The following is an 18,936-nucleotide window of genomic DNA, read 5'->3' on the forward strand; positions in this document are numbered from 1 at the left end:
GGGCCGCCCCCGACTTGGTTCTGCGCGCCCACTAGGGAATTCTGAACGTCTCGCCGTAGACCTTCCAGGTCAGCGGGGTGTGCAGATCCAGGTTGCCGCCGCTGAGGAACTGGCGCTGGGCGTCCTCGACGCGGCTGGTGTCGCTGTGGGCGGCCTCCGTGCGCATCGCGGCGGCCCGGGCATCGAGAAACGCGTTGAGGTACATGACCTCGTCGCCGCCCAGGGCCGGGGGCTTGGCCCGCGCGAGCGCGGCCGTGCGGATGCCGCCGAAGCTGTCCGCGTCCGGGCCGGGGCCGTGCATGACCATCGCGTCGAAGTAGGCGAACTGGCCCAGCGTGCCGAGGCCGTCCGCCTTGGCCTGGGCGACCGCCGGGTCGAAGTAGACGCGGTCGCGCTCGTCGTCCTGGGCCTTCGTGAACTCGGGGTCGGACGCGGCGGCGCGCCAGGCCCCGGTGAAGCCCGGGTCGAGGCCGTCGTGCGACGCGGTGCCGTCGACGCGGCGCAGGGCCGGGAGGTACTTGGCCAAGGGGTTGCCGGGGACGCGCTGGGTGTAGGCCTCGACCACCTCCAGCATGTCGCCGGTACCGGAGCAGAAGCCGACGATGCCGCCCGTGTAGCCCCGGCCGTCGCCGATGTCCTCGATGTACCGGTACTGGGCCCGCCAGTCCAGCGACGAATTCTCCGCCGAGGACACGAGTTGCAGAGCGATGTCTTTTTTCGCGGGATCCGCAAGACCCGAGGCCGCCGATTCCGTGACACGGGAGGCGATCGCCGTGGGCTTCGCGGGGCGCGGGTCGCCCGACGTCACGACCGGGGCCGCCTGGGAGCCGCGGGCGGGGCGGCGGGCGGACGGAGCGTCGCCCGCGGGCCGGCCGGTGCCGTAGACCTCGAACTCGTACAACGAATACCCCCACTTCGTGCCGCGGGCCGTGCCGTACAGGCGCACGTAGCGCGCCTCGGCCGACAGGCCGGTCAACTCGTCCATGCCGCCGTCGCCCGCCGCCGTCCGCGCCACGGTGCTCCAGGTGTTGCCGTCCGGCGAGGCCTGGATGTCGTACGCCTTGCCGTACGCGGTCTCCCAGCGCAGCCGGACCCGGGTGACGGTGTGGCGGGCGCCCAGGTCGATCGAGATCCACTGGGGGTCGACGCCCTCCTCGCTGCCCCAGCGGGTCCTCGGGTCGCCGTCGACGGCGGCCCGCGGGCCCAGGCCGTCGGTCTCGACCGAGGACGCCTGCGCGGGACGGCCCCTCGACAGCAGCCTGTCCGTGGCGGCCTCGGCGTCGGCGTCGGCCCGGACGACCAGCGGTACGGCGGCGAGCGCCCCGGCGGCGGCGACCGCTCCGATCCCGACCAGCCTGCGAGTCAGTTGCATGGGCCAGATCTGACCATGGCCGAGGGCGGGTCACGGCCGGCTAAGCCGGATTTCAGGAAGCTCTCAGCCCGCCGCACCCCGATCGGGTGACGCCCCTAAGACAGCAGTTCCTCCAGCGCACCGCGCAGTCGCGGGTGCCCGAACTCGAAACCGGCCTCCTGCAGGCGGGCCGGCAGGCAGCGACGGCCGGTCAGGGCCAGGGCCGGGTCGGTGCCCAGCAGGAAGGCGCCGGCGCGGGCCAGCAACGCCGGGGTGGGCAGGGCCGGGCGGCGCAGGACCGCGCGCAGGGCCCGCATGAGATCGGCGTTTCGCACCGGGTTGGGGGACGTCACGTGGATGACGCCGCTGAGGGAGGAATCGTCCAGGATGCGGCGTACCGCGGCCAGCAGGTCCTCGACGTGGATCCAGCTGACCCACTGCCGGCCGTTCGCGACCCGGCCACCGAGTCCCCAGCGGGTCAGGGTCACCAGCCGGTTCAGGGCCGGGGTGCCGCGGTCCAGGACGATGCCCATGCGCAGGATGCTCTGCCGGGTCTGCTCGACGATCGCGCGGTGGAAGGTGGCGGCCTCGTGCAGGGCGGCGGCGGACTCCCAGGCGCGGGCCACGCCGGCCATCTGGGGCGGGGCCTCGGCCGGCTCGGCGGTCTCGTCCAGCTCCGCCTCGCCGGCGTCGCCGTAGATGGCCAGCGTGCTGGCCTGCAGCCAGACCGCGGGCGGCTCGGCGATCACGGCGGCCGCCTCGACGAGGGCGTACGTGGGGCGGACCCGGGACAGGCGCAGCAGCTCGATGTTGCGCCGGGTGGGGCGCCGGTCGACCAGCTCACCGGCCAGGTTGATCACGGCGGCGCCGGAGAGCTCGGCGGCCCAGTCCTCGACGGTGACGCCGTCCCAGGCGACCTGGCGATACGGCAGGTCCTCGCGCGGCATGCGGGTCAGGATCACGATCTCGTCGCCGCGACCGGCCAGATCGGCCGCGATCCGGCGCCCCAGGGCGCCCGTGCCCCCGGCCAACACGATCTTCACGCCGCTTTTGTACCAGGGATGGCGGTTCCCTGGGCGGCGGACCGGGCTACCCCGTCAGGCCCTTCAGGATCAGGCCGGTGAAGGCCTCGACGACGGCCTCGTCGTCGTAGGCGCCGCCCGGCGGCAGGGCGTAGTTGGTCAGGGCCAGCATCGCGCCCATGCCGGCGGCGATGAGCTCCGGCTCGCCGGGCAGCTCGTGGCCGCGCTCCCGCAGCCACTCCAGGTGCTCGCGCAGCACGGTGGTCTGGCTCGTCAGGTCGCGCCACGCCCGCCCGGAGCCGGGGTCGTCGGCGACCATCGACTGGAACAGGGCCACCTGCACCGCGCGGTGCTCGCGCATCACGGTCCAGGCGATGCGCAGGTGCGCGTGCAGCTGCTCGCGGTCGGTCAGGTCGTGCTCACGCGGGTGCTCCACGGCCACGAGGTGCTCGTCGGCCGCGTCCTCGATGTCCGCCAGCAGCGTCCGCAGCAGCTCCTCCTTGTCGGCGAAGTGCTCGTAGAACGAGCCGGTGGCGCGGCCGGCGGCGGCGGTGATGTCGGTGACCTTGGTGTTGAGGTAGCCGCGCTCGCCGAACAGCCGGCGCGCCGCGTCCAGCAGCGCGGCCCGGGTCTGCGCGGCCTTCGCCTTGCGCACGCCGTCCATCTTGCTTCGGGCCATGCGGGCCGCCCCTCCGAACCACAGGTTGACGCGCACCATCCTACCGAACATACTTTCACCGAATACAAGTTCGGTGAATTCTGATTCAGTTAAGGAGCGGGGAGATGCGAGCGATCGTGATCGGCGGCGGGGTCGGCGGCTCGACGGCGGCCCTGGCGCTGCGGCGCATCGGGGCGGACGTGACCGTCTACGAGGCGTACGAGGACCCCGCCGGGGAGGTCGGCGCGTGGATCAGCCTGGCCGCGAACGGGCTGCGGGCGCTCGACGCGCTGGGCTGCCTGGCGGCGGTGCGGGCGGCCGGGGTGGAGGTCGCCCGGCAGCGCATGTGGTCGGCCGGCGGCATGCTCATCGGTGACGTCGCCCGCGGCCGGCGGGAGAGCGACACCCTGCACGGCGTCTCGATGATGCGCGGGCGGCTGGTCGCCGCGCTGCGGACGGCCGCCGCCGAGGCCGGGGCGCGGATCGTGACCGGGGCGCGGTTGGCCGGGGTCAGCGAGACCGAGCGGGGCGTGCTCGCCACGTTCGAGGGCGGCACCGCCGACACCGCCGACGTGCTGGTGGCCGCCGACGGCATCTGGTCGACGGTGCGCGGGCTGCTCGACCCGGCCGCGCCCGTGCCGCAGTACGCCGGCCTGTACTCCGTCTCCGGCGTCTCCCGGGTCGAGGGCGTCGAGCCCGGCGTGTTCAACATGACCTTCGCCCGCAACGGCGCCTTCCTGCACCTGCGCGCCGGCGCCGAGGTGTGGTGGTCGGCCCAGGTGAACTCGCCCGCGACGCCGGTGCGCCAGGGCGTGGACGACGCCACCCGGCTGCGGGAGCTGGCCGGGCTGTTCCGGGACGAGGTCACGCCGTCGGCCGTGCTCACCGGCACCACCGCGCTGCAGCCGCTCACGCTCATGCACGTCGTCGACCCGGTCAGGACCTGGCACAGCGGGCGCGTCGTGCTCATCGGCGACGCCGCGCACCCCGTCGGGGCGGGGCAGGGCGCGTCAATGGCGATCGAGGACGCCCTGGCGCTGGCCGCGGCGCTGCAGAACCAGGATTCGGTACCGTCGGCGCTCCAGCGGTACGACACCGATCGCCGGCCGCGGATCACCAAGGTGCTCGGCACCGCCGAGGACAACCGCAACGCCAAGAAGGCCGGGCCGGTCCGGCGACGGCTCCAGGCCGGCCTGATGCGGATCTTCGTGCCAGTGTTCTACGAGAAGGCGACCGCGTGGCTGTACGCGTACGAGCCCGCGAAACTGTCCAAGTAGCCTTGGCGCGGTGAAACGGCAGATCGACGCCCTCGTCCGCGGGGCGGTGGCCTACGAGGACGGCCTGGACCGCCTCGCCGTCGCCCCCGCCGCGCAGGTCGACCCGGCGCTGTTCGCCGCGCTGAACGAGGCCGCCGCGCGGCTGTTCGGCGGCGGCTGGCAGCCGGTCGAGCTGCACCGGGCCGTGGTCCGCCGCGGCGGCACCGACCGGCCCCTGCTCGGCCGGGCCGTGATCGACGCGGTCGCCGCCCACCTGCGCGACTTCCCCCGCCGCGGCGTCGACGAGCGCTGGCTGGCCCAGGCCGGCGAACTGGACGCCACGGTGTGGTGGAGCGCCGACGAGCGATACGTCACCGAACTGGCCGCGAAACACCGGCGGGACCGGATCTCGGCCATCGACGACCTCCTCGAGCTGCTGACGGTGCTCGTGCACCTGCCGAAGATCGAGGTGCTCGTCCCGCCGCCGGGGACCGCGCCGCGCCGCTCCCGCAAGAGCACGGTCGACGAGCGGCTGCTGGAGCGGGTGCGGGCGCTGCTGGCCAAGGCGGAGTCGACCGGGTATCCGGCCGAGGCCGAGACGTACACGGCCAAGGCCCAGGAGCTCATCGCCCGGCACGCGATCGACGAGGCGCTGCTGGCCGGGCTGGACTCCGCGGCGGAGCTGGTGCCGTTCGCGCGCCGGATCGGGGTCGACCACCCGTACGAGGGCGAGAAGGCGTCGCTGCTCAGCGCCGTCGCCGAGGCGAACCGCTGCCACACCGTGTGGTCGCCCGACTACGGCTTCACCACGGTGTTCGGGTTCGACGCGGACATCGACGCCGTCGACCTGCTGTACACCTCCCTGCTCGTGCAGGCCGGGCGCGCGATGGCCAAGGCCGAGCCGCCGGGCGGCAAGGCGGGGCGGGCCCGGCTCAAGGCCTTCCGCCAATCGTTCCTGGTCGCCTACGCGGTGCGCATCGGCGAGCGCCTCGCCCGCGCGAGCGAGCTGGCCCTGGCCGAGGCGCCGCAGCGCTCGGACCTGCTGCCGGTGCTGCGCTCCCGGGACGAGCAAGTGCGCGAGACCATGGCCCGGGTCTTCCCGCGCACCGTGCGCGGGCGCGGCAGCCGGGTCGACAGCCGCGAGGGCTGGGAGTCCGGGCGGGACGCGGCCGACCGGGCCACCCTGCTCTGACCGATCGAAGGACGTCACACCGCCCACGTCCGTGAGAGTCTCGCCCGTCACATCTGTCCATTCGACAACGGGGAGTCCCTGAGCATGCTCCAGCTACCCGCCGGGCAGGTCGCGGCCGGTCATCTGCCGCCCGTCTGCCCCCGCCACGGCGAGCCGGCGCTCGAGATGAAGAAGCTGCGGCTCATCTCGAAGCCTCCGCCGTGGGCGGCCTTCCTGATCATCCTCGGCGGCATCGTGTACGTCATCGTGGTCATGGCGCTGCGCAAGACCGTCAACGCGGCGGCGTGGCCCTGGTGCGCCACCTGCAAGGCGAACCGCTCGCGCAACCTCGGCATCGGCCTCGGCGTGCTCGCCCTCGGCCTGCTGCTGTTCGTCGTCGGCATCGCCACCATCGACGGCGACGCCGGGCCGATGCTGCTCCTGCTCGGCCTCGTGGTGCTCATCGTCGGCATCGTCTTCGCCGCGCGCTCCGGTTACCAGGCGGTCGCGGGCGCGTTCGTGTCGCAGGACGGCAACTTCGTCGAGGTGGCCAAGCCCGACCCGCGCTTCCAGCAGGCCCTGCAGTACGGCCAGGCACCGCCGCAGCCGCAGTACCCGCAGTACCGCTGAAAAAGAGCGGACCGCGCACTACCTGCGCGGTCCGCCTCCCCCGGTGGGCACGCTTACTCGGCTATCGGCGGCGGGCGATGGCCGCCCCCGCGACCAGGGCCAGGCCCGCGCCGGCGGCGGCCGCGAGCAGGCCGTGGTGCTGGGAGGCCCACAACTGCGGCGAGCGGCGGGCCGAGCGGTCGTCGAAGTCGCCGTGGGCGCCGAAGTCGCGCCGCTCGTCGGCCGGCTCCCACAGGTTGCGCGGCTGGTTCGGGTCGCGCGGCTGTCGCGTCTGCTGCGAGTCGTAGCCGGTGCGGGCGAGGTACCGGTCGAGCAGCCCGGGCACGATCTTGTCCGCGATGAGCGTGCCGACCGTCGAGGCCCCGACCCAGTACTCGCGCCGCTTCGGATGGCCGGCCGCGTACACCACGGCCCGCGCGGCGATCTCCGGCTGGTAGATCGGCGGCACCGGCTGCGCATGCCGGCCGAGCCGCGACAGCACCCAGTCGAACTGCGGCGTGTTGACCGCCGGCATCTGCACCATGGTGACGTGCACGTTACGCTTGTCGTGCAGCAACTCGGCGCGTACGGCCTCGTTGAAGCCCTGGATCGCGTGCTTGGCGCCGCAGTAGGCGCTCTGCAGCGGAATCCCGCGGTATGCCAGCGCCGATCCGACCTGCACGATCGCCCCGCGGTCGCGGGGAATCATCCGCTGCAGCGCGGCCCGGGTGCCGTAGACGTAGCCGAGGTAGGACACCTCGGTCACCCGCTTGAACTCCTCCGGCTCGATCTGCATGAACGGCGCGAACACCGACGTGAACGCGTCGTTGACCCACACGTCGATCGCGCCGAGCTTCTCCTCGACCCGGCTGGCGGCGCTGTCGACCTCCTGCTGGTGGGCCACGTCGACCTCGATGGGCAGCGCCGTCCCCCCGGCCGCCTCGACGTCCTCGGCCGCCGCCTTGAGCCCGGCGTCCCCCCGGGCCAGCAGCGCGACGGCGGCCCCCCGCCGCGCGAACTCCCGCGCGGTGGCCCGCCCGATTCCTCCACTCGCCCCGGTGACGACAACGACCTGACGGACGCCCTGATGCCTCATACCGGCACGCATACCCGCCACCCACCGCCGCCTAACGACCTCCGACGGCAGCCGGATCGCCACCATGTCCCCCGTTCGCTCCGGGCGCCCGACGGGTACCGACGGCCGCATGTGGCTGATCGCCCGCTCCGCGCTGTCAGCACCACCCTCACCACTCACCCTGCCCGCGGGCACCCGCCATCAGGGCCGCTCTCAGCGAGGCCCCCAGTGCCCAGACCCGCACAGCAGCCACCGCCGTCTGGGCCGTTCTCACCCACAGCGCCACAACTCCCACGCCACAACCCCCACCCACCACCGAACGACGACCACCCCGCCAGCGCTGGCTGACGCACGCCCACCGGCCGACCGCCGTCCACACCGCTCTCGCCGACGGCGCCGGGCTCGGACCCGCGACAGCCGCCGTCCACTGCGGACCCGACCGCGTGCGACTGTTCCGCGATAGCCCGCGCCGCCTCGGGATCGGTTCCTCGGCGCACGTTCGATACATGGCCCGGGCGGGCGTCCTCATCGCCCGTCGCGGGGCCGGGTCAGGCGGAGTGGCGGGGACGGTGCGGGAACTTCGGGTCGGACGGGTCGGCCTCCTGGTGCGGCGGCTGGGACGGCAGTGGTATCGGGCGGGTCGGCAGCGGCAGGGCCGGGCGGGTCGGCAGCGGCGGGGCCGGGCGGGTCGCGGTCGCCGACGAGGAGGTGTGGTCCGGATCGGCGTCGCCGTCGAGCGCCACGGACGGGCCGGCGGGAAGTGCGGCCACCGGGCCGGGGAACGGGCGGCGGTTGGTGCGGCGGCGCAGGGGCAGCAGGGCCGACCCGGCCAGCAGCAGGGCGCCCAGGAGAATCGCCGCATACGGCAGCTCAGCGGGAATGCCCAGGTAGACCGTAATGCCCAGGATCCGCGACAGGCCCCATGGCAGCAGGGCCATCTGGTCGTTCCAGATCGTCAGGGACCGCTCCAGGCCCAGCACCGCGATCAGGCCGCCCAGCACGACCAGCGGCGTGCCGAGGGAGGCCAGCACGACGGACGTAGCGCGCCGGCGCGGCAGACGGTAGCGGTCGCGCAAAACCAGGGCGACCGCGACGAAGAGCCAGGCGAAGGCCGCGAACGCGACGCAGATGTACGCCGAGCGGCGGACCGGGTCGCTCCAGAAGGCGAACCAGTAGCCGCCCGGGCCGCGGGTGACCAGGGCGGCCAGCAGGATCACGGTGCGAAGCAGGGCCACGCCGCCGATCGCGGCCCACAGGTGGAACGGGTCGCGGCGGCCGGCCACGATGCGAGCGGTCAGGGCGAACAGCAGCCAGCCGCCCAGCGAGACCATCAGGTGGGCCGGGGCGGCGAACCACGTGTAGACCAGCCTCGACAGGACCAGGGCCAGGACGGGGGCGGCGATGACCAGGACCCGGTCCAGGCGGCCCGGGAGCGGGGCCAGGTCGGCCAGGCGCCACGGGCGGGTCGCGCCGAGCCACAGGGCGCGCAGGGCGGTGGAGCGGCCGACCGCGCCGACCAGCAGGAGCAGGACGACCAGGCCGAGCAGGACGCGGGCCAGCACGGCCATGCTGGGGTCGCGGTCGGCGCGGGCGGCGCCGAGGTCGGCGGCCGTGAAGTTGTACGCCGGCAGGTCCACGTCACCGCCGTAGCGCGCGATGTGCTCGTCGCGGGCCTCGCGGTAGCGCACCTCGGCCTCCTGCCACGCGACGCGAGCGGTCGGGGAGCCGGTGTCGAGCCACTGGGCGTGGCGCAGGACCATGCCGCGATACGCCCCCAGGGTGCGCAGCAGATCCGTCTCGTAGGCGAGGGTGTCGACCAGCTTGGCCCGCAGCGTCGTGTCGCGCCAGGTGGCCGGGTCGGTGGCGGCGATGGTCTCCTGCATCGAGGCGGCCAGGGCCACGGCGCGGTCGCCCTCGGCGATGGTGAGCTCGAGCTTGTCCTTGCTCACCGCGTAGATGCTGTCCAAGGCCGCGGAGTCACCGGTGACGATGTCCCACTCGAAGATCCACATCATCGGCGGCGGCTCGAGGCCGAGTGCGCGCACCTTCTCGTCCGCGTAGGGGCCGAGATAGAGGCCCTTGGTGATCGCCTCACGGGACATGGCCATCATGCGGCACACGGCGGTGACGGTCGCCGGGTCGTCGGAGAACGTCTGGCGGGCCCAGTCGGCGGTGATCCGCGCCGGCGGGGTCGCCGGATCCCAGGCGAGGCGGCCGAGCGCATAGGAGTTGAGGTCGTACAGCTGCCAGAACCCGGTCCGCAGCAGCAGCGTCATCGGCCCGGCGCGCAGCGGGCCGCCGTCCTGCGTCCAGGTCCACACGCCCTCGACGTGCGGGTTGGCGGAAAGGAACCGCTGCAGCGCCTGCTGGTGCAGGCCGGTGAGGTCGTTGGGCAGCGAGCCGAACGCCTCGAACTCGCGGCGGGACTGGAACTCCACGATCCGCCGCTGCGTGCCGACCTCGAGGGTGGAGTTGAACGGCAGGTGGCTGTAGAAGTCGCCGAGCGAGTATTTCGTCGACACGATCAGGTGCGGGTCGTCGAGGCCGCCGAGGACCTTCTCGTAGGCGTCCGGGTCGGTGTGCAGGTCGCCGACCGCGCCGACGCCGACGGTCCAGGTGCGGAAGATGACGTCGCGGCCCGACGCGCCGGCGGTCGCCAGCAGCGAGGTGAGCATCGTGCGTACGGCCTTCGGGGTGGTGACCGCGATGCGCGAGGAGTAGTCCCAGCCGGGCTGCTTGTAGACGTCGCCGCCCTCCCCGATGCGCACCATGAGGCCGCTGACGAAGGGCATGCGCTGGAAGAGCTCGTCCAGGCCGGACGAATACGCCTGCCAGAAACGGGGATCCTCGACCTTGAGCCCGCCGTAGGTGTCGTCGAGGTAGCGCTCCAGCGGCGGCGACAGCGCGAGCATGTCGGTGAGCAGGTAGACCCGCATGCCCATGTCCGCGGCGTAGCGGAACACGGGCGCGAAGGCGGCGGTGAGCGCCTCGGCCCGGGCGATGTGCGAGTCGCCGGCTGGGTAGACCCGGTGCCCGTCGCCGACGCCGACGAACGTGACGTATTCCAGGAACCCGGGCAGGACCACGCCGTTGTACCCCTGCGCGAGCGCGTGCTCGACGAACTGGTGGAACTGCTGGGAGATCCGCTCGACGGCGACCGGGTCGACCCACGGCGCGCCGGGCAGCAGCGCTGCGCCGACGACGTCGGTGTTGAGCGAGTAGTCGGTGCCGGCGGCGAACGCGGCCACGTCCGGCTCGCGGCCGACCGAGCCGGCGTCGGTCAGCCGCAGTCCGAGCCGGGGCTTGATGATCTCGCCGGCCTGGTCGTCGGGCAGCGGCGGCTCGCCGGAGCGGATGCGATCGGCGAGGGCATACAGGCCGGCCGCGGCGCCCGCGTCGTCGCCCGCGGTGAGCACGAGCGGCGTGTCGAGGCGGTAAGAGCCGGCGGGAATCGACTGATCAACATGTACGACCAAATCGGCCGGGGCCTCCGGACCGATCACCGGCCGGGGCGCGCCGCGGGTGACGAGGGCGTCGGAGACCGTCGTGGCCGCGAGCGCCAGGCGAGGCGACGAAGGCACCGAGATCGATCCGATCGCGACCGGCGCCGGCGGGCCGACGTCGGCGACGCCCGGGCGCTCCACGGGGATGGCCGCGCGGTCGAAGCGCAGGCCCAGCGCTCCGCCGACGCCCCAGGCCACGAACGCGCCCAGCACCAGCAGCACCGCCAGGGCGGTGAGCGGGAGGCGGGCACGTCGTCGGGTCACGGGAGGCATCGTAGGCCCGGGGTCTGACAATTCCGAGAATGATCATCCCGCGCCGAAGCATACGAAACTGTCCGTGCTCGCGCGGTCACGCGGATCGGCGGACGCCTGCGCGGCGGCGAGCGCGGCGGCCGGCCCGAGCCCGGTCGCGAGGTGACCGTAGAAGGAGCGCATGAGGTGGCGGGTGGCGCCGTCGTCGACCGGCCCGGTCGAGGCGATCACGGTGGCCGTACCCATGTTGAGCAGTGCGGCGACGAGTCCCATGAGCTCGTCGCCGGGGTGGACCGCGGCCAGGCCGGTGTCGCAGCCGGAGAGCACGAGCAGGCCGGGCGGGCACCGCAGCGCCGTGAGGTCGTACACCGTGAGCGGCCCGTCGGCGAGCATCAGGAATGAGAAGAGCGGGTTGTCGACGCGGAACTCCCCGTGCGACGCGATGTGCCCGATCGCGGCCCCGTCCAGCGCGGTGAGAGCACGGTCGACCCGGGCCTGCTCGCCGGCGAGGACGGTCGCGCCGGGCCGGTCCGCGGCGATCTCGCGCACCTCGTCGGCGGCCTGTTCCGCCGAATGGGCCCCGACCAGCACGAGCTTGCCGTCCACAGTGGACGAGGTTGCGCAGCGCAACCAGATCGTCGCCGAGGGTGCGACGGTCAGCGAGCGCCCGCGCAGCCGGGGTAGCATTCCCCACGGCAGCGCGTGGAGGGCCCCGGTCGGGACCAGGACCAGCGGCCCGTCGCCGAGCAGGTCGGCAAGCGGGCCGAGCAACAGCCGGTCGAGCACCTCGGCGCGCCGCTCGAGTCGCTCGCCACCTGCGGCGTGCCCGAGCACCTGGTTGTGCAGGGCGAACCTCAGCGACTCCAGCTCGGCTCGCACCGCGTCGATCTCGCCGACGATGCGATGCGTGACCCTGCGCCCGCGCACCACGAGGGCATGCAGGCGCCCGTCGATGTCCAGCATCTCGACGAGCACCCGCTCCCCTAGCGTGGCGGCGAGCGCGGGGAGGGACAACTCCACAGCGTTGGGTGAGGAGCCAGGCGCCCGCCACGACCGGCGGCGAATCTCGGCCTCCAGCACGCGCTGCCGGCGCAGCAGCCGGCTGGTGCGCTGAGGACCGGTGGGCGCCGCGGCCAACTCCCCGTTGATCCGTCGCAGCTCGGTGAGGTGCCGGGCCACGACCGGGTCGGTCGACGGGTGCGTCGGCGGCAGCGACAGCGCCGCGGCACGGCACCGCTGGGCCCACGCGAGTGCGGAGGCCGGGCCGCCGTGCTGCAGGGCCAGCCGCAGGCGCAGCCCGGCCAGGGCCGCGGTCTCCGCGCTGCCGCGAACGCGCAGCTCGGTGGCGCCAAGGCTGGCGCGATACGCGTCGGCCTGGCGCAGCCCGCGGTGGCCGCGCGGACCGACTCGGCCACGGCGCCGGAGGCGAGCTCCACCCGGGCCCGGATGTGCCACCAGCGCACGCGCAGGGGCGCCGGGCCGAGCTTGGCCGCGCCGCCCGCCTCGGTGAGCAGCTCGCGGGCGGTGTAGAGCTCGCCGAGGTCGACGGCCAGCTGGGCGGCGTCGAGCAGGGCGTCCCAGCCGGGCTGCAGCCAGCCCGCCTCGAGCAGGTGGGCGGCGACCGAGCGCAGCTCGCGCAGGGTGCCGCGGTTGGCCCGGCCGAGCGCGACCACGGCGGCGATCTCGGCGACCCGGGCGCGGGCGCTCCACACGCTGCGACCCTGGCGATGGAAGACGCGGCGGGCGGCGGCGGCCGCGTCCCTCGACTCGTTGGGCGTGCCGGCGGCCAGGCCGTGCCGGGCCAGCATGAGGTGGGCCTGGCCGAGCACCGAGTCGAGGTGGCCGTCGGTGCACGCGTCGATGGCGGCGCGGATGGCGGACTCGGCCTCCGGCAGCAGGCGGACCGACAGCAGCAGGTCGGCCCGGTCCAGCAGGCTCACCGCGTCGACGCCGGTGCTCCACAGGCGGTCGTGGGCCCGGTCGTAGCGGGCCAGTGCGGTGGGCACGTCGCCAGCCTGGGCGGCGACGAAGCCGAGATTGTGCTCGACCTGCGCGGCGGCGGTCGACATGCCGAGCCGGTTGTAGAGGGCCTGAGCGGCGCGCAGATCGTTCTCGGCCTGCTTGAGGTTTCCGCGGTACCCGTGCAGCACGCCCCGGTTGGTCAGTGTCCGAGCCTCCCAGACCTGGTCGCCGGAGCTGCGGAACGACCGCAGCGCCCCGCGGTAGAGTTCCATGGCCTGATGATCGAAGCCGAGCCTGCGGAGGATGAGCGCCCGTTGCATGGTCGCCCGGGCGCGGCGGTGGCCGTGGAGCTCCGCCACCGCGCGGTCGATCTCCTTCAGCGCGGCGCTGGGGCGGCCGAGATCGTCGAGGATCAGGGCATGGCTCATGCGAGCCTCGGCCTCGTGAACCTTGAGCCCGTGCCGGCGGGCGACGGTCATCGAGGCGCGCAGGTGCTCGGCGGCCGCGGCGGCGTCGTGACGGGCTCGGGCGACCAGGCCGAGGGCGCGCAGGGCAACCGCCTCGCGGCCGGGGTCGCCGTCGCGGCGGGCGTCGCGCAACGCCGACTCGGCGAGGTTCTTGGCCTTGCCGGGGTCGGCCATGACAATCGGGAGCAGCCGCTGCGCCAGAGCTTCATCGGCGGCGGGGAGCACGGACGCTGCCGTCATGATTGCATCCTGCCAAAGGCTCGGATGTGTATCACGGGGTCCGGGACGCGACTCATGTCACCGGCCTCATTGTTGATCCGTTTTGGGGAGCACACATGTCCGTACCAAACGATCGTCGTCAGAGGTGGGAGCGGGTCCGCACCGCCCGCCTGTCAACCCTGCCGTGGTTGCGCACCGAAGTACAGTCCGGCCGCCCCGTGCGGTTCGTCGCCGACGAGATCCTGGTCACCGACCGGGGCGTCGGCACCGCGCACCGCGCCCTCAACGGGCTCGGGCACCGCAACAGCGAGATCTCGGAGGACGAGCCGCACACCGGCCTGCGCCGGCTCAAGGCCCGTGGCCTGGACGTGACGGCCGCTGTGCGACGGCTGCGCGAAGAGATGCCGGACGCCGTCGTCGGCCCGAACCACGTGTTCATGTCGACCCCGCACGAGCACGGCGGCCCGTTCGGCCCGCCGGTGGCGGCGGACGCTCCGCCGGCAAAGCTTGCCCCCTCGGCCACCGGGGCATCGTCCGTCCGGGTGGTTGTGATGGACACCGGGGTATATCTCAACAGCCCCCTGCCGGCCGGCTGCTATTCGGCCACGCCGGAGAACATCGAGACCGTCATCGACGGTGACAACGACGGCGAGCTGGACTCGGACGTCGGCCACGCGAACTTCATCGCGGGCGTCGTCGTCCAGGCCACGGAGGCGGCGCAGATCCGGATCGTGAAGGTCCTCGACACCTTCGGCGTGTGCACCGAGGCCGACCTGGCCGCCGCGATCGACGGTCTCACCGACGTCGACGTGCTCAACCTGTCGCTCGGCGGGTTCTCGGTCGGCGACGAGCCGCCCGCGGTGCTGGCCGCCACGCTGTCGAACTTCCTGACCGGTACCGGCCGGGTCGTCGTCGCCGCGGCGGGCAACGACGGCATCCAGCAGCGGCCGTTCTGGCCGGCCGCGTTCGCGGCGAGCGGCTCGCCGTGGGCCCCGCAGATCCTGGCCGTGGCGGCGCACGACGGCAACGCCGTGTGCGAGTGGAGCAACCGCGGTCCGTGGGTCTCGCTGGTCGCGCCCGGGGAAGACGTGGTGAGCACGTTCATCAACCACCCGAGCTTCGCCTCAGGCTGGGCCGCCTGGAGCGGCACCTCGTTCGCGGCGCCGAAGGTGGTGGCGGCGCTGGTCGAGCGGGTGGCGGCGGCCGGCTCCGTCGTGGCGGCCGCGGAGCAGGTCAAGGCGGAGGCCACGCAGCAGCCGCTGGGCGGGTTCCCCTCGCTGCGCTGACCGGTCGGCGCCCTCCGGCCGATGCTCCGGGGCGCTGCGGGCGGCGACCCGCAGCGCCCTGGACAATGCAGCGGCCCTGGGCGCGCCTTGAGCTCGTCGTGGCACCCGGTGTCGCGCCGCTGCCGGTCGGCATGATCGCGCAGCGGCCGCACGTGACGCCGCCGGTGCTGCCGCGCCGGCGAGCCTCACCACCTCGCTGCGCGAGATCCGAGGCAACCTGCGCGTGATCGTGCTGCTGTCGACGGCGCTGGTGATCTTCGGGGCTCGCGATGAGCGTGCCGGTCGACCGGAACGGCCTCGCGGCGGGGCGGTTCGTGCTCGCGTACGGCGGTGGGGTGCTCGCCGGGCTGGTCACCGACTGGCTCGCGGCGCAGACGCGGCGGCTCATCGGCGACGAACCGCTGCTGGCCAACACGGTCAGCCTCGTGACGCCGTTCGCGTCCTTCCTGCTCGCCTGGGCCGTACACGCCTCCGGGGTGCTCGCCGTGGTCGTCTGCGGCCCGATGCTCAACCGCTCCAGGCCACTCACCGTCCCGCCGGCACCCGTATGCGGGCAACCGGGTTCTGGGCGCTCACGACGTTGGTGCTCGACGGGGGGCGCTCGACCGGCAACTGCCAGACTCGGTGCGGGGGCTCACCGACGGCACCCTCGAGCACGCGGCGGTCGGGCACGTGGCCGTCGCCGGGCTACGGTTCGTGTGGACCCGCACCACGCCGTACATCATCCGCGCACTTGACCGCCGCCCCAGCAGGCGCCCGCTTGGTCCACGCGTGCGCCGGGTTCCGCGGCGCGGTGTCACTCGCCGTGGCCCTGGCCGTGCCCTCCGCGGTCACCGAACACGATCTCATCGTCTTCACCACCGCCGGCGTCATCGTGCTGACCCTCCTGCTGGGTTTGTTCATGTCCGCGGTCGTAAGGTGGGCGCGGCTGCCCGACGACGACGGGCCGCGGCAGGAGCCGCTGCTCGCCCAGACCACGGCGGCGCAGGAGGCGCGACGCGCTGCCCGGGCTCGGCGCGCGGCTCGGAACGGAGGAACTGGTGGTTTCGCGGCTGCGCAGGAAGGACGGGCAGCACCTCGCGAGCCTGCACGCGGGCTGGCTGCGGGATGAACGCAGGATTGACGATGTTGCACTCTGGAGGCTGCAGGCCAAAGTCAACATTGAAGAGGTTCGACTCGCGGGCAGCTGTACGACAGAGTGAAACCGACCGTTTGCCCGACCGCATCACCCGGTGTGGGCATGCTGGGATGTCCTTTTCACGGCAATGGCTGGGGTTAGATCTTGAAGACGCTGGTGGACCGGTACCGGCTGGACTACGCGATCGGCGCGGGCGGCATGGGCATCGTGTGGCGCGCCCGGGACCTGCGACGACCGCAGATGGTGGCGATCAAGGAGGTACGCCTGCCGGAGGCCATGTCCGCCGCGGACCGCGACCGGGCGATCCGCGAGGCGCGCGCCGCCGGCCGGCTGGAGCACCCCGGCATCGTCAAGGTCCACGAGGTCGTCGTCACCGACGACGGTCTGTGGATCGTCATGGATCTCATCGAGGGCTCCTCGCTCGGCGAGCGCGTGCGCAACGACGGCCCCCTCGACCCCACCGCGGGCGCCGAGCTCGGCCTGGCGCTGCTCGCCGCGCTGGAGGCCGCCCACGCCGCGGGCATCACGCACGGCGACGTGAAGCCGGCCAACATCCTGTTCACCACCGACGGCGCTCCCCTGCTCACGGACTTCGCCGTGGCGGCCACGCTGGGTAACGGGATGCCGATGAGCGACCCGGCGTTCATCGCGCCCGAGCGCCGCCAGCCGGGCGAGGGCGGGGTGGAGGCCGACCTCTATTCGCTCGGGGCGACCCTCGCGTTCGCCTCGCCCGAGCTGGCGCCCGAGACGGTGGCGGCCCTCATGGCCGAGGACCCGCAGGCCAGGCCGGGGGTGGAGGCCGTACGGGCGGCGCTGTCCGCGGCCGCGGCCCACGTCCAGGACCCGGCACTCCCGGCATCCGCCTCCCCCGCCGACCCCGACGAACCCGGCGCGCCCAGCCAGGCTCTCGCGCAGGCCGCCCCGGCCGACTCCGGCGAACCCGCCGTGCCCTATGAGGCTGTCGCGGCCGCCGCCGCGGAGGTTCCGGCCGCGTTCGGCGAGTCCGCCCCGCCCGCCGGCGTCCCGGGAGCCGCCGACGAGGCCGCCGCAGCCGTAAACGAGACGCCCACAGCCACCGGGGGTCCTACGGCCGCCGCTGGGGCCGCCGCACCAACCGGGGAACCGGCAGCGACCGACGAACCAGCCGCGCCCGCTGAGGCCGCCGCACCAACCGGGGAGCCGGCAGCGACCGACGAGCCCGTCGCGCTCGCTGAGGACCCCGCAGCCGCCGACCGGCATCCGGCGCCCACCAAGGACCTCACAGCCGCCGCTGAGGCCACCACGTCAACCGGGGAACCAGCAGCGGCCCACGAAGCCGCCGCACTCACTGGGAACCCCGCAGCCGGCGGCCGGCATCCGGCACCCGCCGAGAACCTCACAGCCGCCGACGTGGCCGCCACGTCAACCGGGGAACCAGCAGCGGCCCACGAAGCCGCCGCACTCACTGAGGACCCCGCAGCCGACGGCCAGCATCCGGCATCCACCAACGACCTCACAGCCGCCGATGACGCCGGCGCGTCAATCGGGGAGCTGGCAGCGGTCGACGAACTCGCCGCGCCCGTCGAGGTCCTGGCGCCGGCGTCCATCGAGGAGATCGGAGCCGACGACGCCCGAACCGCGATCGCTGCCGCGCTGAGCCCGGGAATGCCGGTCAGTTCGGGCTACGGGCAGGTTGGCGCCGAGAAACACGGCGGGCTTGCCGGACAGGCGGCGACCGGATCGGCGGCGGGCGCTGAGCAGGCCATCACCGAAGAGCTGCCGGTCGTGACCGACGACCCGCAGGGTGAGGCGGAGGCCGGAGCGGGCGTGGCCGACGACGCCCACGCCGAGGCCGCAGTCAGAGCGGGCGTGGCCGGCGGAACGGGTGTGGGCGCAAACCTGGATGTCGACACCGACGAGCATCCCCGGCCCCGGCGGGCCCGGCACTCGGCCACGCAGGCGTGGGCCGCGCCCGGGCAGGTGGGTGGTCGCGCGGAGACGCAGAGCGAGGACCCTACCGAGGAGCAGCCCGCGTTGGCCCCGGCGGCCGGGGACGGAAGCACAGAAACGACCGAGGCCGCCGCGGCTGGTGCCGGGGCCGAGATCGGCACGGCTGGTGCGGAGGCCGAGGCCACCGCGGCGGGTGCGGAAGCACAGGCCGGAGCGGCGGGTGCGGGAGGACAGGCCACCGCGGCGGGTGCGGGAGGACAGGCCACCGCGACGGGTTCGGGAGCACAGGCCGGAACGGCGGGTGCGCAGAGCGAGGGTGGTACGGGCGGCGGGGCCAAGGGCGCCGCGGCCGGGGTGGCGCCGCCGCGGATGCGCTCGGAGCTCAAGGTGGCCGCGCTCGTCGGGGCCGGCGTGCTCGTCTTCCTCATCGCGATCGGCACGCTGGGCGGCGGCGGCAACAGTGGCCAGGCCGCCCAGGGTGCGCCCGCCGAGTCGTCCCGGCAGCCCAGCACGGCCGCCGAGGTCAGCCCGATCGCCTCGGACCCGCCGTCGCCGTCGCCGTCGCCGGCGGCGAGCATGTCGTCGTCGGCGCCGGTGGTGGCGGCCACGACCACCAGGCCGTCCAAGACGAAGTCGCCGTCGCCCTCGCCGCCGAAGCCGGCTGCGGTCACGGCGGCCAAGATCGCGGTGAACCCGTCGACGATCACCGGGAAGTGCACGATGAACGGGGTCGACATCCAGGTCGTCGTGACGATCACCACGAACCAACCGGACACCAAGGTGACGTATACGACGACGGGGAAGTCGGCCAAGACGGTGACGGCTACGGATGGCACATACACCGATACGTACAGCATTCACGTCGATAACAGCCGGAGGTACTCGTTCCCGATGACGCTGAGCGTGACCAGCCCGAACTCGATGAGCAGCACCGCGACGATCACCAACGACTGCACCAAGCCCTAGCGAACCGCTCGCGCTCGTCTAGGATGCCTGGGTGCCGCGGGCACGGGCACGGCCATGGCGACAGGACCCGCG

At 73.7% G+C, this 18,936-nt stretch carries 14 protein-coding genes; 7 read left to right on the plus strand and 7 right to left on the minus strand.

Annotated elements, in window-relative coordinates; genetic code table 11:
- Positions 1-31: 31 nt before the first annotated feature.
- The 3 genes from ACQPY0_RS46525 to ACQPY0_RS46535 all read right to left on the minus strand — a co-directional run bounded on the left by ACQPY0_RS46525 (position 32) and on the right by ACQPY0_RS46535 (position 3,091).
- Positions 32-1,372: a chitosanase gene (locus tag ACQPY0_RS46525; protein ID WP_432976084.1), complete on the minus strand. Its 1,341-nt coding sequence runs from the start codon at positions 1,370-1,372 to the stop codon at positions 32-34.
- 95 nt (positions 1,373-1,467) lie between these two features.
- The gene (locus tag ACQPY0_RS46530; protein WP_432976087.1) at positions 1,468-2,394 is read right to left on the minus strand and encodes a TIGR01777 family oxidoreductase; all 927 of its coding nucleotides are present in this window, start codon (positions 2,392-2,394) and stop codon (positions 1,468-1,470) included.
- A 46-nt stretch (positions 2,395-2,440) separates the two neighbouring features.
- The gene (locus ACQPY0_RS46535; protein ID WP_432976090.1) at positions 2,441-3,091 is read right to left on the minus strand and encodes a TetR/AcrR family transcriptional regulator; all 651 of its coding nucleotides are present in this window, start codon (positions 3,089-3,091) and stop codon (positions 2,441-2,443) included.
- Positions 3,092-3,156: 65 nt separating this feature from the next.
- Between ACQPY0_RS46535 and ACQPY0_RS46540 the strand changes: the two genes are divergently transcribed.
- The 3 genes from ACQPY0_RS46540 (at position 3,157) to ACQPY0_RS46550 (ending at position 6,088) form a co-directional block, all read left to right on the plus strand.
- Positions 3,157-4,308 (plus strand): FAD-dependent monooxygenase, encoded by a 1,152-nt coding sequence (locus ACQPY0_RS46540; protein ID WP_432976093.1) that lies wholly within the window; start codon positions 3,157-3,159, stop codon positions 4,306-4,308.
- A 10-nt stretch (positions 4,309-4,318) separates the two neighbouring features.
- The gene (locus ACQPY0_RS46545; protein WP_432976097.1) at positions 4,319-5,479 is read left to right on the plus strand and encodes a DUF2786 domain-containing protein; all 1,161 of its coding nucleotides are present in this window, start codon (positions 4,319-4,321) and stop codon (positions 5,477-5,479) included.
- Positions 5,480-5,563: 84 nt separating this feature from the next.
- A complete protein-coding gene (locus ACQPY0_RS46550; RefSeq protein ID WP_432976100.1) occupies positions 5,564-6,088 on the plus strand; it encodes a hypothetical protein in 525 nt (174 codons plus the stop codon).
- Positions 6,089-6,149: 61 nt separating this feature from the next.
- Here the strand turns inward: ACQPY0_RS46550 and ACQPY0_RS46555 are convergent, their stop codons facing one another.
- From ACQPY0_RS46555 to ACQPY0_RS46570, 4 genes are all read right to left on the minus strand, one after another.
- Positions 6,150-7,163 carry an SDR family oxidoreductase gene (locus ACQPY0_RS46555; protein WP_432976103.1) on the minus strand — a complete coding sequence of 338 codons (1,014 nt, stop codon included), beginning with the start codon at positions 7,161-7,163 and terminating at the stop codon, positions 6,150-6,152.
- A gap of 527 nt (positions 7,164-7,690) precedes the next feature.
- The gene (locus ACQPY0_RS46560; protein WP_432976106.1) at positions 7,691-10,909 is read right to left on the minus strand and encodes a hypothetical protein; all 3,219 of its coding nucleotides are present in this window, start codon (positions 10,907-10,909) and stop codon (positions 7,691-7,693) included.
- Between the two features lie 42 nt (positions 10,910-10,951).
- A complete protein-coding gene (locus ACQPY0_RS46565) occupies positions 10,952-11,911 on the minus strand; it encodes a CHAT domain-containing protein (protein WP_432976109.1) in 960 nt (319 codons plus the stop codon).
- A complete protein-coding gene (locus ACQPY0_RS46570; RefSeq protein ID WP_432976112.1) occupies positions 11,881-13,566 on the minus strand; it encodes a tetratricopeptide repeat protein in 1,686 nt (561 codons plus the stop codon). The genes ACQPY0_RS46565 and ACQPY0_RS46570 overlap by 31 nt, the downstream gene beginning before the upstream one ends.
- Before the next feature lie 95 nt (positions 13,567-13,661).
- Here ACQPY0_RS46570 and ACQPY0_RS46575 point away from each other — a divergent pair, with 95 nt between their 5' ends.
- The 4 genes from ACQPY0_RS46575 (at position 13,662) to ACQPY0_RS46590 (ending at position 18,864) form a co-directional block, all read left to right on the plus strand.
- Positions 13,662-14,831 carry a S8 family peptidase gene (locus tag ACQPY0_RS46575; protein ID WP_432976115.1) on the plus strand — a complete coding sequence of 390 codons (1,170 nt, stop codon included), beginning with the start codon at positions 13,662-13,664 and terminating at the stop codon, positions 14,829-14,831.
- 269 nt (positions 14,832-15,100) lie between these two features.
- Positions 15,101-15,568 carry a cation:proton antiporter domain-containing protein gene (locus tag ACQPY0_RS46580; protein ID WP_432976118.1) on the plus strand — a complete coding sequence of 156 codons (468 nt, stop codon included), beginning with the start codon at positions 15,101-15,103 and terminating at the stop codon, positions 15,566-15,568.
- Entirely contained in the window at positions 15,565-15,942 is a 378-nt protein-coding gene (locus tag ACQPY0_RS46585) for a hypothetical protein (RefSeq protein ID WP_432976121.1), read from the plus strand. The genes ACQPY0_RS46580 and ACQPY0_RS46585 overlap by 4 nt, the downstream gene beginning before the upstream one ends.
- A 171-nt stretch (positions 15,943-16,113) precedes the next feature.
- Positions 16,114-18,864: a protein kinase domain-containing protein gene (locus ACQPY0_RS46590; protein ID WP_432976124.1), complete on the plus strand. Its 2,751-nt coding sequence runs from the start codon at positions 16,114-16,116 to the stop codon at positions 18,862-18,864.
- The last annotated feature ends 72 nt before the right edge of the window (positions 18,865-18,936 follow it).

Source organism: Dactylosporangium sp. CA-233914, from assembly GCF_050942935.1.
Taxonomy (GTDB): domain Bacteria; phylum Actinomycetota; class Actinomycetes; order Mycobacteriales; family Micromonosporaceae; genus Dactylosporangium.

What these genes read in the sequence shown, in the direction of transcription:
- ACQPY0_RS46525 (WP_432976084.1), bottom strand. Translation starts at nt 1,372, where the DNA reads ATGCAACTGACTCGCAGGCTGGTCGGGATCGGAGCGGTCGCCGCCGCC.
- ACQPY0_RS46535 (WP_432976090.1), bottom strand. Translation starts at nt 3,091, where the DNA reads ATGGTGCGCGTCAACCTGTGGTTCGGAGGGGCGGCCCGCATGGCCCGA.
- ACQPY0_RS46540 (WP_432976093.1), top strand. Translation starts at nt 3,157, where the DNA reads ATGCGAGCGATCGTGATCGGCGGCGGGGTCGGCGGCTCGACGGCGGCC.
- ACQPY0_RS46550 (WP_432976100.1), top strand. Translation starts at nt 5,564, where the DNA reads ATGCTCCAGCTACCCGCCGGGCAGGTCGCGGCCGGTCATCTGCCGCCC.
- ACQPY0_RS46555 (WP_432976103.1), bottom strand. Translation starts at nt 7,163, where the DNA reads ATGAGGCATCAGGGCGTCCGTCAGGTCGTTGTCGTCACCGGGGCGAGT.
- ACQPY0_RS46570 (WP_432976112.1), bottom strand. Translation starts at nt 13,566, where the DNA reads ATGACGGCAGCGTCCGTGCTCCCCGCCGCCGATGAAGCTCTGGCGCAG.
- ACQPY0_RS46575 (WP_432976115.1), top strand. Translation starts at nt 13,662, where the DNA reads ATGTCCGTACCAAACGATCGTCGTCAGAGGTGGGAGCGGGTCCGCACC.
- ACQPY0_RS46580 (WP_432976118.1), top strand. Translation starts at nt 15,101, where the DNA reads ATGAGCGTGCCGGTCGACCGGAACGGCCTCGCGGCGGGGCGGTTCGTG.